Origin of the sequence: Bradyrhizobium sp. AUGA SZCCT0158, from assembly GCF_018130065.1 — a bacterium.
Classification (GTDB): Bacteria; Pseudomonadota; Alphaproteobacteria; order Rhizobiales; family Xanthobacteraceae; genus Bradyrhizobium.
Genome location: NZ_JAFCME010000005.1, coordinates 29,188 through 44,308, shown reverse-complemented (window position 1 = coordinate 44,308; position 15,121 = coordinate 29,188). Strand labels below are relative to the sequence as shown.

15 protein-coding genes are annotated in these 15,121 nt (G+C 63.5%); 7 read left to right on the top strand and 8 right to left on the bottom strand.

The window, feature by feature from the left end:
- Positions 1-86 precede the first annotated feature (86 nt).
- Entirely contained in the window at positions 87-2,231 is a 2,145-nt protein-coding gene (locus JQ574_RS08750) for a TonB-dependent receptor (RefSeq protein ID WP_212207619.1), read from the top strand.
- A gap of 3 nt (positions 2,232-2,234) precedes the next feature.
- Here JQ574_RS08750 and JQ574_RS08745 read toward each other — a convergent pair whose 3' ends face one another.
- On the bottom strand, positions 2,235-3,248 hold the full coding sequence (locus JQ574_RS08745; protein WP_212207545.1) for a YiiX/YebB-like N1pC/P60 family cysteine hydrolase: 1,014 nt from the start codon (positions 3,246-3,248) through the stop codon (positions 2,235-2,237).
- Between the two features lie 185 nt (positions 3,249-3,433).
- Here JQ574_RS08745 and JQ574_RS08740 point away from each other — a divergent pair, with 185 nt between their 5' ends.
- Positions 3,434-4,852: an NAD(P)/FAD-dependent oxidoreductase gene (locus JQ574_RS08740; protein ID WP_212207544.1), complete on the top strand. Its 1,419-nt coding sequence runs from the start codon at positions 3,434-3,436 to the stop codon at positions 4,850-4,852.
- Positions 4,852-5,520: an adenine nucleotide alpha hydrolase gene (locus JQ574_RS08735; RefSeq protein WP_212207543.1), complete on the top strand. Its 669-nt coding sequence runs from the start codon at positions 4,852-4,854 to the stop codon at positions 5,518-5,520. Before JQ574_RS08740 ends, JQ574_RS08735 begins: the two co-directional genes overlap by 1 nt.
- Positions 5,521-5,667: 147 nt before the next feature.
- Here JQ574_RS08735 and JQ574_RS08730 read toward each other — a convergent pair whose 3' ends face one another.
- The 4 genes from JQ574_RS08730 to pheS all read right to left on the bottom strand — a co-directional run bounded on the left by JQ574_RS08730 (position 5,668) and on the right by pheS (position 10,380).
- Positions 5,668-6,438 carry a sulfite exporter TauE/SafE family protein gene (locus JQ574_RS08730; RefSeq protein WP_212207542.1) on the bottom strand — a complete coding sequence of 257 codons (771 nt, stop codon included), beginning with the start codon at positions 6,436-6,438 and terminating at the stop codon, positions 5,668-5,670.
- Between the two features lie 71 nt (positions 6,439-6,509).
- Entirely contained in the window at positions 6,510-8,918 is a 2,409-nt protein-coding gene (pheT, locus tag JQ574_RS08725) for a phenylalanine--tRNA ligase subunit beta (protein ID WP_212207541.1), read from the bottom strand.
- Positions 8,915-9,301 (bottom strand): DUF559 domain-containing protein, encoded by a 387-nt coding sequence (locus JQ574_RS08720; RefSeq protein WP_312014688.1) that lies wholly within the window; start codon positions 9,299-9,301, stop codon positions 8,915-8,917. Before JQ574_RS08720 ends, pheT begins: the two co-directional genes overlap by 4 nt.
- Positions 9,298-10,380 (bottom strand): phenylalanine--tRNA ligase subunit alpha, encoded by a 1,083-nt coding sequence (gene pheS / locus JQ574_RS08715; protein WP_212207540.1) that lies wholly within the window; start codon positions 10,378-10,380, stop codon positions 9,298-9,300. The genes JQ574_RS08720 and pheS overlap by 4 nt, the downstream gene beginning before the upstream one ends.
- Positions 10,381-10,526: 146 nt before the next feature.
- Between pheS and JQ574_RS08710 the strand changes: the two genes are divergently transcribed.
- Positions 10,527-10,931, top strand: a complete 405-nt coding sequence (locus tag JQ574_RS08710; RefSeq protein ID WP_212207539.1) for a hypothetical protein — start codon at positions 10,527-10,529, stop codon at positions 10,929-10,931.
- A gap of 38 nt (positions 10,932-10,969) precedes the next feature.
- Here the strand turns inward: JQ574_RS08710 and rplT are convergent, their stop codons facing one another.
- Together rplT and rpmI are read right to left on the bottom strand one after the other, a co-directional pair.
- The gene (rplT, locus tag JQ574_RS08705; RefSeq protein ID WP_192736192.1) at positions 10,970-11,329 is read right to left on the bottom strand and encodes a 50S ribosomal protein L20; all 360 of its coding nucleotides are present in this window, start codon (positions 11,327-11,329) and stop codon (positions 10,970-10,972) included.
- A gap of 80 nt (positions 11,330-11,409) precedes the next feature.
- Complete coding sequence (rpmI, locus tag JQ574_RS08700; RefSeq protein ID WP_008539890.1) at positions 11,410-11,610, bottom strand: 50S ribosomal protein L35; 201 nt, start codon at positions 11,608-11,610, stop codon at positions 11,410-11,412.
- Positions 11,611-11,875: 265 nt separating this feature from the next.
- On the opposite strand from rpmI, the gene JQ574_RS08695 reads away from it, so the two are divergent.
- Positions 11,876-12,295: a hypothetical protein gene (locus tag JQ574_RS08695; RefSeq protein WP_212207538.1), complete on the top strand. Its 420-nt coding sequence runs from the start codon at positions 11,876-11,878 to the stop codon at positions 12,293-12,295.
- A gap of 74 nt (positions 12,296-12,369) precedes the next feature.
- A complete protein-coding gene (locus JQ574_RS08690) occupies positions 12,370-13,359 on the top strand; it encodes a Gfo/Idh/MocA family protein (protein ID WP_212207537.1) in 990 nt (329 codons plus the stop codon).
- Between the two features lie 71 nt (positions 13,360-13,430).
- Here JQ574_RS08690 and infC read toward each other — a convergent pair whose 3' ends face one another.
- Complete coding sequence (gene infC, locus JQ574_RS08685) at positions 13,431-13,970, bottom strand: translation initiation factor IF-3 (protein WP_192736529.1); 540 nt, start codon at positions 13,968-13,970, stop codon at positions 13,431-13,433.
- A gap of 249 nt (positions 13,971-14,219) precedes the next feature.
- Here infC and JQ574_RS08680 point away from each other — a divergent pair, with 249 nt between their 5' ends.
- Positions 14,220-15,029 carry a carboxylesterase gene (locus JQ574_RS08680; protein WP_212207536.1) on the top strand — a complete coding sequence of 270 codons (810 nt, stop codon included), beginning with the start codon at positions 14,220-14,222 and terminating at the stop codon, positions 15,027-15,029.
- Positions 15,030-15,121 lie beyond the last annotated feature (92 nt).

Below are 15,121 nucleotides of genomic sequence, written 5' to 3'. Positions count from 1 at the left end.
GACTGTAGCAGTTATCATGCGGGGGCAGGGCGGTGCGTACAGTCTTGTTGCGGATATTCTCCGCTACGGCTTCTTCTGCCGTCCTGATGCTCCCCGCCGAGGCGCAAGAGCGGGCGTCTCAGCCTGGCCAGCTTCCGCCGGTCACCATCACCGCTTCCGACCCAACGCCCAAGCGGGCCGCCCGGTCAAGTCAGTCGCAAAATCGTGGCGCGCGGAATAGAACGGCGATCAACTCGAACCAGCCGGTAACCGCGGGCGCCAGCGGCGTGGCGCCTGGTACATCATCCGACGGCGCGGCTGCCCTGCAGCCCACCGCCGCCAGCGCCGTGCGGATCAGCGGCGCGGAAGTGAATGCCGTTCCGTTTCTGCGGCCCGGTGAGGCGCTGGAGGTCGTTCCCGGGCTGATTGTCACCCAGCATTCCGGCGAGGGCAAAGCCAACCAGTATTTTTTGCGCGGCTTCAACCTTGATCACGGGACTGATCTTTCCATCAAGGTAGACGGCATGCCCGTCAACATGCCGACGCATGGCCACGGGCAGGGCTATTCCGATATCAACTTTCTGATCCCTGAGCTGATCCAGTCGCTGAATGTCCGCAAGGGTCCGTATTTTGCCGATGTGGGCGACTTCAGCTCCGCGGGCTCGGTCGAAATCGACTACCTGACGAAACTGCCGAAAAACCTGGCTGAGCTCACGGTTGGCAGTTTCGGGTATCGGCGCGGGGTGGCCGCCGGTTCAGTTGCGGTCGGTGCGGGTACGCTGCTCTCCGCCATCGAAGGCGTGAAGTACAACGGTCCATGGGACGTGCCGGACGATGTGCGCAAGATCAACGGCGTCATGCGCTACAGCCAGGGTACTGCGACCGACGGAATGACGCTGACCGCCATGGCCTATTCCAACGCCTGGAACTCGACCGACCAGGTGGCGCAGCGCGCGGTCGACCAGGGCGTGATCGGCCGCTTCGGTACGCTCGATCCGACCGACGGCGGCGTCGCCAGCCGCTTCAGCCTGTCCGGCAATTTCGCGCATTCGAGCGAATACGGGCAGAGCAAGATCAACGCCTATGTCGTCCGATCCAACTTGCAGCTCTACAACAATTTCACCTATTTCCTCGACGATCCCGTCAATGGCGACCAGTTCAACCAGCGCGACAGCCGTACCCTCGGCGGCTTCGATGCTCGGCACGCCTTCGATTGGCGCCTCGACGGACTTGAGACGCAAACACGAATCGGCCTGCAAAGCCGTTATGACGATATCCATGTCGGCCTGTTCAAGACCCAGCAGCGCGGCTGGCTTTCGACCGTGCGTGAGGACCGCGTCAGGGAAGGCAATGTCGGCGTCTGGATGGATAGCACGACACGCTGGACGGACTGGCTGCGTACCACTGTCGGCATTCGCGAGGACGTCTTTGCCGGAAGCGTGCTGAGCGACACGCCGGAAAACTCCGGCAATGCGCAGGCGTCGATGGCGAGCCCGAAGGCCGGCATCGTGCTTGGACCCTGGTACAAGACGGAGTTTTTCGGAAATGCCGGCTATGGCCTGCACTCCAACGACATCCGCGGCGCGACGATCACGGTCGATCCGATCGACAAGGTAACGCCGCAGAATCGGGTGCCGCTGCTGGTGCGCTCGAAGGGCGCCGAACTCGGCGTCCGCACCAGGGCAATCGATGGCCTAACAAGTTCGGTCGCGGTCTTCATGCTCGACTTCGATTCCGAATTGCTGTTCGTCGGCGACGCCGGCACCACCGAGGCCAGCCGGCCGAGCCGCCGCGTCGGTGTGGAATGGACCAACAAGTACAAGCCGGTGCCGTGGCTGACGTTCGATCTGGATGTTGCTTATACCCGCGCCCGCTTCACCGATTTCGACGCCGCGGGCGATCGCATCCCCGGTGCGCCGGCCTGGATTGCGAGTGGTGCCATCACCTTCGGCCATGAGACAGGTTGGTTCGGCGCGCTGAAGGGACGCTATTTCGGTCCGCGTCCGCTGATCGAGGACGACAGCGTGCGTTCCCTGTCATCGCTGATCTTCAATGCGCGGGCCGGCTACAGATTCGACAGCGGCATACGCCTGCAGCTCGACGTGCTTAATCTCTTCAACGCGAAGACCAATCAGATTGAATATTATTATCTGTCGCGATTGCCCGGTGAGCCGGTTGACGGTGTTGCGGATCGCCACGTGCATCCGGCAGAGCCGCTCGCGGTGCGAGTAACGCTGGCGGGAAGGTTTTAGCGCTTACGCCGCCTCAATAACCTTGTTGCGCCGACGGGCGCGGCGTTGCGGCGGGCGGACCGGGACATATTCGACGGCGAGAAAATGCTCCGATACGGTCACGCGTTCGACCAGGGTCGTTTGCACGGCGACCTCGGTCGCTACCGCGACCTCGGTCACTTCTTCAGCCGAAACCGGAACCGGCGCCTCTTCGTTAGCCTCCTCAGGAACAAGCGACGGCGACTCGACTTCTGGAAACACACGGAATTCGCCCGCTACCTCCTGGAGCGGCTTCTGCTTGTCGGCCCAATGCAAGGCCAGATAGTCGAAGCCGTGCACGATGGTGGGTTTGACGACTTCGAAATAGGGCGAGATATCGAAATCGCGCGGCATGTAGAGCGACGAATCGCGAATGTGGAGAATCTCGCGGCGGGCCTTTCGCGAGGCGGCGCGCGTGATCTTGGGCAGGATCGGATAACGCACGGCGTCGAACGCCTGCGCGATCAGCGCCGAGCAGATGATCTTGGTGGGATCGCCGGAACCGAACGCGATCATGCGCCGCCGCCAGCGCTGCGGCACCGGCATCGGGAACAGGTATCGCGCCAGGTCGACGATGTTCTTGGTGTCGTAGCCGAAGCCGATCCGGTTGATGGCGTAGCGGCACACCGTGATGCGGTCCTCATAGGACAGTCCGACCGGACGGCAGAGGCGGGTGTGATAGGGAAAATATTTCGACAGCGGCGCCGACGTCACGCCTTCGCCGATGTTGGCTTCGATCAGGACATGCGGTTCGCCGTCCGGTTCCGTCGCGCCGTCGATCGGGCCGACATAGAGCGCGGCATGCGACCAGGTGGATTGCGTGAGGTATTTGATGATGCCGGAAATCCGGTTGTTGCCCTCGACCAGCAGCACATCGCCGGGCTCGATGACGCCGCGCAGATGCTCGGGATCGCTGGGCGTGAACGGTTCATAGCCCGGGACTTCCTTCTGCAGGTAGCCCGCAATCAACTGGCCGATCGTATCGAGCATTACGCCCATGAAATCCCCCCGCGGTTCTTTGACCGCTTTTATTCTCCATTAGCATGGTCGTAAGCCGTTTCAATTTAGTTCATGCGTGAGGCGGGTCAATCAGGATTGATTTACCATGAGTGTTGCTGCGCACGGTGAGATGCGGCAGAGTTCGCTAGCTGTTCTCTTTGTTTCAAGGCCCCGGAAACCATGACATGACAATGACCCGCCGCGATTTCCTCTCGGCGTCCGCAGGCCTGGCGGTGATGCCGGTTTTCGGCGGGCGGGCGGGGGCCGCGCCATTGCCGCGTGAGGCTGACATTGTCGTGATCGGCGCCGGCGCCGCCGGCATTGCTGCGGCGCGGCGGGTCATGGCGGCGAACCGCAAGGTGATCGTAGTGGAAGCGGCAAGCCAGATCGGCGGCCGCTGCCAGACCGATACCACCACCTTCGAAGTGCCGTTCGATCGCGGCGCGCGCTGGATGCACAATCCCGAAACCAACCCGATGATCAAGCTTGCGCGATCGGCCGGGCTCGAGATTATCACCGCGCCGTCAGGCCAGAAAATCCGCATCGGCCGCCGCAACGCCCGCGCCGGCGAGACCGAGGAGTTTCTTGCAGCTTTGGTGCGCGCCAACCGCGCCATCGACGAGGCTTCGCGCCGGTTCGACGTCTCCTGCGCCTCGGCGCTGCCCAAAGACCTCGGCGACTGGGCGGGCACCGCCGAATTCGTGCTCGGCGCCAATTTCGCCGGCAAGGATCTCAAGGATCTCTCTGTCGTCGACAAGATCCGCGCGCAGGATCGCAACACCGCGATCACCTGCCGTCAGGGGCTGGGGACGCTGATCACGAAACTCGGCGAGCAGGTGCCGTTGGCGCTGTCGACGCCTGCGAACCGGATTTCCTGGGGCAGCCGCGACGTTGCGGTGGAAACGCCGTCCGGCAAGATTGTCGCGCGCGCCGCCGTCGTGACGGTTTCGAGCAACGTGTTGGCGGCGGGCAACATCAAATTCACGCCCGACATTCCCAAACGCACGCTGGATGCCGCCGCCAAACTGAGCCTCGGCAGCTTTGACCGCATCGCGCTGCAAATGCCGGGTAATCCGCTGGGATTAGCCCGCGACGACATCATCATCGAGCAGAGCAACTCGACGCGCACCGCCTTGCTGTACGCCAATATGGGGTCGTCATCGCTATGTTCGATCGACGTCGCCGGCTCGTTCGGCCGCGATCTCTCCGCGCAGGGCGAAAAAGCCATGATCGCATTTGCGGTGGAGTGGTTGACCAAGCTGTACGGCAGCGAGGTCGCGGCGGCGGTGAAGAAATCGAGTGCGACGCGCTGGAACGCCGCGCCGTTCGCGCTCGGCGCGATGTCCGCGGCCGGGCCGGGTGCGCAGGCCTCGCGAAAGGTTCTGACCGAGCCGTTCGGCTGCATGTATCTCGCCGGCGAAGCCACGCACGAAACCTTGTGGGGCACGATCGACGGTGCCTGGGAAAGCGGCGAGCGCGCCGCCGAAGCGGCGTTGCGCAGGATCGGCGCGTTGAGAGATCCTGAACCGGCGGCGCCACCACCGAAGCAGCGCCGGCGGGCACCGCAGCCGAAGGCGGCAATGCCATCGTCGCAGTTCAACTGATGGTGCGACCGAAGGCGCTGATCTCGTGGTCGAGCGGCAAGGACAGCGCCTTTGCGCTGCACGAAGTGCGGCGCGCGGGTGAATTCGATGTGGTGGGCGCGCTGACCACCGTGACGGAGACGTTCGGCCGCGTTTCGATCCACGGCGTGCGGCAGGAGATCCTGCAGGCGCAATGCGAAGCCGCGGGCCTGCCGCAACGGATCGTGCCGATCCCCTATCCCTGTCCGAACGAGATCTATGAAGCCCGCATGGGTGAGGCGGTCGCGCAAGCAGTCGCTGACGGCATCACGCACATGATCTTCGGCGATTTGTATTTGCGCGACATCCGCGCCTATCGCGAACAGAAACTCGCGGGCAGTGGCATCACGCCAGTCTTTCCGCTCTGGGATCGTCCAACGCCCGGACTGGCGCGGACGATGATGGAGTGTGGCCTGGAAGCCTATCTTGCGACCGTCGACATGAAGAAGCTTTCGGCTGAGTTCGCAGGCCGGAAGTTCGATGCGCAGCTCTTGGCTGACCTGCCTGACAGCGTCGATCCCTGCGGCGAGAACGGCGAGTTTCACACCTGCGTGGTGGCGGGGCCGATGTTTTCGCATCGGCTTTCCGTTAGGACGGGCGAACGCGTCGAGCGCGACGGCTACGCCTATTGCGATCTGGTGCTAGAATAGATGTCGTCGTCCCGGCGAAGGCCGGGACCCATACCGCGTGATCTCACGATAAAGCAAAGGCAGCAGATACCTTCTCTAAAAATGACGGCCGCGGCGTATGGGTCCGGCCTTCGCCGGGACGACGATGCATTTGGAATCGCGTTGGCATTAGCGAAGGATGCCATCCAGCGCGGGCAGGCCGACGATCACGGCCATCGCGATCAGCGCGTAGCAGATCGCGCGGAACAATGTCTCGCTGGCGCGGCCGAACAAGGAGGCGCCGAACCAGACGCCGATGGCGTAGACGGGTCCGACCACCAGCGAAAATTTTACCGCGTCCATCGTGATCAGCCCGGTCAGGCTGTAGCTGACCATCGAGAAGAAATCCGAGGCGCCGAAGAACAGCACGATGTTAGCGCGTGCGACGCTGGAGGCGATTGGGCGGCCTAGCCAGTAGCCGACGATCGGCGGCCCGCCGGTCTGGGCCAGCCCGCTGCAAAAGCCGGACACGCCGCCGATGCCGACGGAAATCGTGGCGTGGTCCTTGCCCCGGTAGCGCCAGCCGGAGAGCAGCAACAGCAGAAGCGCAAACACGAAGGCGGAAATGATCCAGCGCGTGGTGACCGGCTCGAGCCGGCTCAGGAAATAGGTTCCGATCGGAACACCGATCAGGGCGCCGAACACCATGACGGCGGTCGCCCTGCGGTCGGCCTGTTTCCACGCGTTCGGGACCAGCGGCGCGGCCGCGATGAAATCGATGATCAGCAGCAGCGCCGCCACCAGCTGCGGCGCCGCCATGCTGCTGGCCAGCGGCATGAAGATCAGCGCGGAACCGAAGCCGGAAAAGCCGCGCGCCGTTCCCGATACGAACGCAATCGCGCATACGGCGATTGCGGCGTAGAGGCTGATGCTGGCGGGGATCAGGCCTTCGAGGCTCATGTTCTGTTTCTAGAACGTCTGCTCGGACGTCTTCTTGGGCGCGATGTCCGAACCGCTCGCGCCGTTCGGCATTATCCGCGCAGCGTGCCGCCGGTCTTCTTGGTCACCTCGGCCACGATCTTCGTCGCCACCGCATCGATCTCCTGATCGGTGAGCGTCTTCTCGCGCGGCTGGATGGTCACGGCGATCGCGACCGACTTCTTGGCTTCGTCGATGCCCTTGCCTTCGTAGACGTCGAAGACAGTCACGCCCGTGATCAGCTTCTTGTCGACACCCTGTGCGGCGCGCACAAGATCGCCCGCCTTGACGGCGCGATCGACGATGAAGGCAAAATCGCGCGACACCGGCTGGAACGCGGAAAGCTCAAGCACCGGCTTGGCGCGCGTCGGCTTCTGCTTGGCGTCGGGAATGCGATCCAGGATCACCTCGAACGCGATCAGCGGGCCGTCGGCGCCGAGCGCCTCCAGTGTCCGCGGATGCAACTCGCCGAAATAACCGAGTACATTTTGCGGGCCGATCTGGATGGTGCCGGAACGTCCCGGATGCAGCCAGCTCGCACCACCAGGCACGATCTGCAGCGCCTGCATCGGTGCACCGGCGGCGGCGAGCACAGCGAACGCATCGGCCTTGGCGTCGAGCGCGTCGGCCTCCGCCGAGCCCGACCAGTGCCGTCCCATGCCCTTCGCCGACGCAAAACCGTGACGCACGCCCGAGGCCGCGACCAGCTGGTCTTCCGGCTTGTCGCCCTTGAACACCTGGCCGACCTCGAACAGCGCGACATCGGACGAGCCGCGATTGGCATTGGCCTGCGCGGCGGCGATCAGGCCGGGCAGCAGGCTCGGCCGCATGTCGGAGAGATCCGATGCGATCGGATTGGCGAGCGCGAGCTCGGCCTGTCCGCCGCCGAACAATTCCGCCGCGGGCTTTGCAATGAACGACCACGTCACCGCCTCGACCATGCCGCGGGCGGCCAGCGCGCGCTTGGCGCGGCGGGTGCGCAGCTGGATCGTGGTGAGCACCGGCTTGCGCGGCGCGTCACCGCGCTCGAACGGCGTCATCGGCACCTTGTCGACGCCGACGATGCGCACGATCTCCTCGACGATATCGGCCTTGCCTCCGATATCCGTACGCCAGGAGGGCACCGCGATCTTCACGACCGGACCGCTGCCGGCCACCATGAAGCCGAGATGGCTGAGGATGCGCTTCATCTCGACCAGCGGCACTTCGATGGCGGCGAGGCGCTTGACCTCATGAAGCGGGAAATCGATCACGCGGTCTTCGCCGAAGGGATTGCCGACGACGACATTCTCCGACGGCGTGCCGCCGCACAGCTCCATCACCATTTTGGTCGCGAGCTCAAGTCCGGGCACCATGAACGCTGGATCGACGCCGCGTTCGAAGCGATAGCGCGCATCCGAATTGACGCCGAGCTTGCGGCCGGTCTGCGCGATGTTGATATCGTTCCACAGCGCCGATTCGATCAGCACGTCGGTGGTGTTCTCGTCGCAGCCGGAGGCTTCGCCGCCCATGATGCCGGCGAGCGACTCCACGCCATGCTCGTCCGCGATCACGCAGATGGCGGGATCGAGCGTGTAGGTGCGGCCGTCGAGCGCCAGCAGGCTCTCGCCGTCGCGCGCGCGGCGCACGGTGAGATTGCCCCTCACTTTCTTGGCGTCGAACACATGCAGCGGCCGGGCGCGGTCGTAGGTCATGAAGTTGGTGATATCGACCAGCGCGTTGATCGGACGCAGTCCGATCGAGGTCAGGCGCTTCTGCAACCATTCCGGCGACGGGCCGTTCTTGACGCCGCGCACCAGCCGCAGCGCAAAGCCTGGGCACAGCGTGGAGTCTTCCACCGTCAGCTGCACCGGGCAGGGGAACTCGCCTTTGATCGGCTTGATGCCGGGATCTTTGAACTTGCCCATGTCGGCGGCGGAAAGATCGCGGGCGATGCCGTGCACGCCGGTGCAATCCTGCCGGTTCGGCGTCAGGTTGATCTCGATCATGGGATCGCCGAGCCCGGCCCATTGCGCGTAGGGCGCACCGACGGGCGCATCGGCCGGCAGCTCCATGATGCCGTCATGGTCTTCGGAAATCTGCAGTTCGGCCGCCGAGCACAGCATGCCGCGGCTCTCGACGCCTCTGATGGTGCCTACGCCGAGCGTGATGTTCTTGCCGGGAATGAACGTGCCGGGCGGCGAGAACACGCTGATCAGGCCGGCGCGCGCGTTCGGCGCGCCGCAAACCACCTGCACCGGTGCGCCACCGTCGCCGGTATCGACCATGCAGACGCGCAAACGATCGGCATTCGGATGCTGTTCGGCCGAAATCACCCGCGCAATCGAGAACGGCGCCAGCGCTTTGGCCTTGTCGTCGATCTGCTCGACCTCAAGCCCGATCATGGTGAGCTTGTCGGCGAGCTTTTCCAGCGGCTCGTCGGTGTCGAGATGTTCCTTCAGCCAGGAGAGCGTGAACTTCATGATGGTTGCTTCTCTTGTCCCCTCTCCCGCTTGCGGGGAAGGGTCAGGGTGGGGGCTCGCGCCACAACGGTAGTGGCAATCGTTTCGAGTACTCCGGCGCGATTTGTCATCACGTCGAGATTGCTGAAGCGGAGCACCTGGAAGCCTCTGGCCTCAATCACCGACGATCGAACGGCGTCAGCCTGCTCGGCTTGATCCGAAAAAAGTTGTCCGCCGTCGAGCTCGACCACCAGCTTTGCTGCATGGCAGGCGAAGTCGGCGATGTAGTTCTTGATCGGCACCTGGCGCCGGAAGCCGATGCCGTTCAGCTTGTGATCGCGGAGTTCGGACCAGAGGATACGTTCAGCATCGGTGGAATTCTTTCGGAGTTCGCGCGCGCTCACGTGCTCAATCCCCCCGCCAGCGTCGGGATGTCGAGGGGCTTGAAGCCGTAATGGTTGAGCCAGCGGACGTCGCTGTCGAACAGCTGACGGAGATCGGACATGCCGTACTTCAGCATCGCGATGCGATCGATGCCCATGCCCCAGGCAAAGCCCTGATAGACGTCCGGATCGATGCCGCAGGCGCGGAGCACGTTCGGATGCACCATGCCGCAGCCGAGAATCTCCAGCCAGTCCTCGCCTTCGCCGAACCGGATTTCACCCTTGTCGCGCCGGCACTGGATGTCGACCTCGAGCGAGGGCTCCGTGAACGGGAAGAACGACGGGCGGAACCGCATGTTGATGTGGTCGACCTCGAAGAACGCCTTGCAGAACTCGTGCAGGATCCATTTGAGGTGGCCGAGATGCGAGCCCTTGTCGATGACGAGGCCCTCGACCTGGTGGAACTGCGGCGTATGCGTCGCGTCGGAATCGATGCGATAGGTACGGCCCGGGCAGACCACGCGGATCGGCGGCTGCTGGTTCAGCATGGTGCGCACCTGCACCGGCGAGGTGTGCGTGCGGAGCAGCATGCGCGAATTGTCCTGCTTCGGGTTGAAGAAGAACGTGTCGTGCATCTCCCGCGCCGGATGGCCTTCGGGGAAATTCAGTTTTGTAAAATTGTAGTCGTCGGTCTCGATATCGGGACCTTCGGCGATCGCAAATCCCATGTCGGCGAAGATCGATGTCAGCTCATCCATCACCTGGCTCAGCGGATGGATGCGGCCCTGTTCGGCCACCGGATCGCGCAGCGGCAGCGTGACGTCGATGGTCTCGGAAGCAAGGCGGGCGTCGAGTGCGGCCGATTTCAGGATATCGCGGCGCGCGGTCAGCGCCTGCGTGACCTTGTCCTTGGCGACGTTGATCGCGGCGCCCTGGGTCTTGCGTTCGTCCGGCGACATTTTGCCGAGCGTTGCCAGCAGCGCCGAGATCGATCCCTTCTTGCCGAGCGCGGCAACGCGCACCGCTTCGAGCGCGGCTTCGTCGGCGGCGGTAGCGATATCGGTGAGGATGGTCTGTTCGAGTGTGGTGAGGTCGGACACGGTCAAATCTCTTTCGCAAAAGGCCGCCGGTTGTCGCCGCTCCCGGGCTGAAACGTCAAGCAAAAAGCCCGTAACCGGAGCAGGCGGCGCTTGAACCCTTGATCCCGCACGCTCTACTCACGGTGAGTTCGAGAAGGGAGCAAGTGATGCGTTTTGGACCTGGGATGGCCGTTCTGGCCCTCGTTCTGTCGTTTGCCGCACCTGCCGCCGCCGAAGATTGTCCGGCGAAGTCGAGGGACGACGTCTTGGCTGCGATGAAGGCGGCGAGCTGCAACCGTGCCATGCAAATCGCCTCGGCCTGCTCAGGCGGGGCCACCGGCGACGTTGGGCTCACCGACGCCGTTGAAACGAAATGCGAGGGCGACTTCCTCGCCCGCCTCAAGGCGCAGCAGAAAAAGGCCTATCAGCGCGAAAAGGATGCCTGCGACCGCAAGTTCAGCCACGAAGAAGGAACGATGTATATTTCGTTCGCGGCATTCTGCCGGGCGAAGGTCGCCCAGCGCTATTCGCAGCGAGCGCTGAAAGCCGCGGGCCCTGCACGGGCTCGCTGACGCCTCAAGTCGGGTGCCTTTTCAGGTACCTTGGAACCTCAGGCTGCGAGCGCAGCCTTGGCCTTTTCAGCGATCGCCTGGAACGCCGCCGGCTCGGTGATGGCGAGATCCGACAGCACCTTGCGGTCCACCGTGATGCCTGACTTCGAGAGGCCGTTGATAAAGACGCTGTAGGTCATGCCGAACGGACGAACCGCGGCATTGATGCGCTGGATCCAGAGTGCGCGGAACGTGCGCTTCTTACGCTTGCGGTCACGGAAGGCATATTGCCCGGCCTTTTCGACCGCGGCCTTGGCGGCGCGGATGGTGTTCTTACGGCGGCCGGAAAAGCCCTTGGCGGCCTTGTAGACTTTCTTGTGCTTGGCGTGAGAGGTCACACCGCGTTTGACGCGAGACATGACTGCTATCCTTAAAATCTGAAATCAGGTGACGGATTGCCGCGCGCACGCGGCCGGCTAAATCGGAAATGCGAGCGCGATCAGGCGTTCGGCAAGAAGTACTTCTTGACGTTGTCGCCGTCGGTCTTGAACAGCACGCGCGTGCCGCGGAGCTGACGAATCTGCTTCTTCGTCCGCTTGATCATGCCGTGGCGCTTGCCGCGTTGGGCGTGCATCACTTTGCCGGTGGCAGTCACCTTGAAGCGCTTTTTAGCGCCTGACTTGGTCTTCAGCTTGGGCATTTGGCTCTCCTATGGCCACAAGAAAACGCGCCCCGAGGGGCGCTTTTGCGGCTTAAAATGCTCGTTAGAGCGTTGAAAGTGCTCAGGTTTTTTCGAAAACGAAACCACCCGCACGGGGTCATCGACACGGCAGCCCTTAATCAGCCGGGCGATGAAGGCTGGGCTTATGGCAGACCAGACGCATGTTTGCAACGTTGAACCGGTAAACCCTGTGCTGTGACGTAGTCGTTGATGTGATCCCCGTCTCAGCCCTGGCAGGACCAAAATGACTAGATTTCATCGTTCCATTTCCCGCCTCCCCACCTTTTCCCACTTTTCGACCCTGCGCTGGCTCCCCGTGTTCGCCGCGCTTGCCGTGACCGCGGTGCCCTCCTCCGCCGACGCGGCCAGAGCCTCAGGCGCCTACAACGGCACCTGGAACGTGGTGTTTGCTACCACCCGGGGCAATTGCAGTTCCGGCTACAGCGTCCCGTTCCAGGTGATGGGAACCCGGGTGTCATCGGCAGGCGGGGGCAGGGTCTCAGGCTCGGTCAGCCGTGGCGGCGCGGTTGCCGTCAACGTGTCGGTTGGCGCGTCCAAGGCCAGCGGCGGCGGCCGGCTCGCCGGCACCAGCGGCGCCGGCTCCTGGAGCGGCATCATCACCGGCGATCGCTGCAGCGGCACCTGGCAGGCCACACGCAGCTGACTTTGCCGTATCCGCCGCATTGGCTGTAACTTGATGGCACGCGCGCAAGACGCGGCTCGATCAAGGGACGTCTGATGCTGGGAGTAGGTATTCTGGGCGCCGGATTTTTCGGCGCCTTTCACGCGCGCGCGATTGCGGCCGTTCCGGATGTCAGCGTCGTCGCAGTGTGTGCGGAAGAACTGGCGCTCGCCGAAGGTTTCGCCGCCGAACATGGCGGCAAGCCATATGGCGATTGGCGCGCGATGCTGGGTGACAAGTCGGTCGACGCCGTCGCGATCACGGCGCCGCATCACCTGCATTGCGAGTTGGCGGTGGCCGCGCTGCAGGCCGGCAAGCACGTATTGCTGGAAAAGCCGATGGCGTTGTCGGTCGCCGAATGCAGCCGCATCATTGCGGCCGCCGAAACCGGCCGTCGCAAATTGATGGTCGGGCAGATCATGCATTTCGTCTGGCCCTGCCTCGTGGCGCGCGAGATCCTCGATCGCGGTGAACTCGGCAGGCCCGTGACGGGGTCGAGCTCGCTGCAGAAGATCTGGATGGAGCCGAACCGACGTGGCTGGCACCTCGATCCCGTAACCGGCGGCGGCATGCTGATGACCGCCGGGATCCACGCGCTGGATCAGCTGGTCTGGCTGATGAACGGCCGGGTCGCATCGGTTTCGGCCGCGGTCAGCACGTCGTTTCACGATCAAAAAGCCGATGACAGCGCCATGATGCTGCTGCGCTTTACCGACGGCCGGTTCGCCCAGGTGGCCAGCATCGGCTTCCGCGACGGCGCTGGAACCTTCGACATAGACCTCGTCTGCGAGCGCGGCACGCTCCGGATCGACTTCGATCGCGGGGTTGCAATCGGACGAAACGGAACGTGGACGGACGTTCCGAACTCCCATGATCCTGTGTGGATGCAGAACGCCGTCGTCAGGGAATGGCAGGCGATGGCGGCGGCGATCCTTCATGGCACGGATGTGCCGGTTACCGGCGACTACGGACGGCACATCATTGCGTGCATCGATGCCGCCATGATTTCGGGCCGCGAGCGCAGGGATGTGGAAGTCGAGGCCTGACGCCCAATTGAAAACGCCCCCGGATCAATTCCGAGGGCGTGTTTCGCTATCGATTGAGCGCGTATTGACGCTCAGCGCGGCGCCAGTACCATCACGACCTGGCGGCCTTCGAATCGCGCGTCCTGCTCGACCTTGGCGAACTCGGCGACGTCGGCCTTGACCTTGTCCAAGAGCTTGGTGCCGATCTCCTGATGGGCCATTTCGCGGCCGCGGTAGCGCAAGGTGATCTTGACCTTGTCGCCTTCCTCGAAGAACCGCTGCATCGCGCGCATCTTCACGTCGTAATCGTGATCGTCGATCATCGGCCGCAGCTTGATCTCCTTGATCTCGACGACCTTCTGCTTCTTGCGGGCTTCAGCGGCTTTTTTCTGCGCGGAATATTTGAACTTCCCGTAGTCCATGATTTTGCAAACGGGAGGATTATTGTTCGGCGAAATCTCGACAAGATCCATGCCCGCTTCAAGGGCCATCTTGACGGCTACCACGGTCTCGACCGTTCCGTGGTTGGTGCCGTTCTGATCGATCAGCTGGATCTGCGCGTTGCGGATTTCATCATTGGTGCGCGGCCCGTCTTTGGCTGCAGCGGGCGGGGCTCTGTTGGGACGGCGAATGGGTAATTCTCCAATGCTGTGAAGGAAGGCTATATTTTGAAGCAATACGCGGCGCTGAGCAAGCGAACTCGCTGTCTGCGCTCGAAAACCGTCAAATGCGAGGCATTTTGGTCACGCCCGGCAAATATAGCGCAACGGCACGTTCTGCAAGGACAGCCCCGAGATTGCCTGTGCGCTTGCCAGCGTTGACCGGTGGTTGACCCAGGAGGTGGGCTCGCCGACAAAGCAGCGGGCAAGAGTAGCGAATCCATGACCAATTCAGCGGTAAACGATCAGGAACCGGCCTTCATCGAGGTGGGTAGCGGCGAGGACAAGCGCAAAATCGCGGTGCGGGCCCGCGCCGGAGGTACTCCCGGCCTGATCTGGCTGGGTGGTTTCAACTCCGACATGAAGGGCACCAAGGCGCTGGCGCTGGATGCCTGGGCCGCCGAACGGGGCCGCGCCTGTGTCCGGTTCGACTATTCCGGCCATGGCGAGTCCGGCGGCGCCTTCATCGACGGCACCATCGGGCGCTGGCTCGAGGAGAGCGTTGCCGTGTTCGCGCGGTTTTGTCGCGGCCCCCAGGTCGTGATCGGCTCGTCGATGGGGGGTTGGATGGCGCTGCTGCTGGCGCGCGAGATCGCAAAGCGGGAAGCGAGCCAGGCGGCATCGCAAGCGAGCCAGCCGAGCTTGGCGGGACTGGTGCTGATCGCACCGGCGCCCGACTTCACCGAGCAATTGATGTGGAACCAGTTTACGCCCGAAATTCAGGAGGCGATCCAGACCAAGGGTGTCTGGATGCGGCCGTCGCAATACGGCGCGCCCTATCCGATCACGCGCGCGCTGATCGAGGACGGCCGCAATCACCTTCTGCTCGGCAGCGCCATCGAGGTCGGCTGCCCCGTGCGCATCCTGCAAGGCGCGCAGGACCCTGACGTGCCCTGGCAGCATGCGTTCGCGCTGGCGCACCGGCTGCCGAGCGAGGATGTGGTGCTGACCATGATCCAGGACGGCGATCACCGCCTGTCGCGGCCGCAGGATATTGCAAGGATCATCGCCGCCGTGGCGGAGATCGGGTAAGTTTCTTCTTCCCTTCTCCCCTTGTGGGAGAAGGTGGCGCGAAGCGCCGGATGAGGGGTCTCTATCCGCGGGCACTGCGTTTGCGGAGACAA

What these genes read in the sequence shown, in the direction of transcription:
- JQ574_RS08695 (WP_212207538.1), top strand. Translation starts at nt 11,876, where the DNA reads ATGACTAGATTTCATCGTTCCATTTCCCGCCTCCCCACCTTTTCCCAC.
- JQ574_RS08730 (WP_212207542.1), bottom strand. Translation starts at nt 6,438, where the DNA reads ATGAGCCTCGAAGGCCTGATCCCCGCCAGCATCAGCCTCTACGCCGCA.
- JQ574_RS08680 (WP_212207536.1), top strand. Translation starts at nt 14,220, where the DNA reads ATGACCAATTCAGCGGTAAACGATCAGGAACCGGCCTTCATCGAGGTG.
- rplT (WP_192736192.1), bottom strand. Translation starts at nt 11,329, where the DNA reads ATGTCTCGCGTCAAACGCGGTGTGACCTCTCACGCCAAGCACAAGAAA.
- rpmI (WP_008539890.1), bottom strand. Translation starts at nt 11,610, where the DNA reads ATGCCCAAGCTGAAGACCAAGTCAGGCGCTAAAAAGCGCTTCAAGGTG.
- JQ574_RS08690 (WP_212207537.1), top strand. Translation starts at nt 12,370, where the DNA reads ATGCTGGGAGTAGGTATTCTGGGCGCCGGATTTTTCGGCGCCTTTCAC.
- JQ574_RS08750 (WP_212207619.1), top strand. Translation starts at nt 87, where the DNA reads ATGCTCCCCGCCGAGGCGCAAGAGCGGGCGTCTCAGCCTGGCCAGCTT.
- JQ574_RS08745 (WP_212207545.1), bottom strand. Translation starts at nt 3,248, where the DNA reads ATGGGCGTAATGCTCGATACGATCGGCCAGTTGATTGCGGGCTACCTG.
- JQ574_RS08740 (WP_212207544.1), top strand. Translation starts at nt 3,434, where the DNA reads ATGACAATGACCCGCCGCGATTTCCTCTCGGCGTCCGCAGGCCTGGCG.
- JQ574_RS08710 (WP_212207539.1), top strand. Translation starts at nt 10,527, where the DNA reads ATGCGTTTTGGACCTGGGATGGCCGTTCTGGCCCTCGTTCTGTCGTTT.
- JQ574_RS08735 (WP_212207543.1), top strand. Translation starts at nt 4,852, where the DNA reads ATGGTGCGACCGAAGGCGCTGATCTCGTGGTCGAGCGGCAAGGACAGC.
- pheT (WP_212207541.1), bottom strand. Translation starts at nt 8,918, where the DNA reads ATGAAGTTCACGCTCTCCTGGCTGAAGGAACATCTCGACACCGACGAG.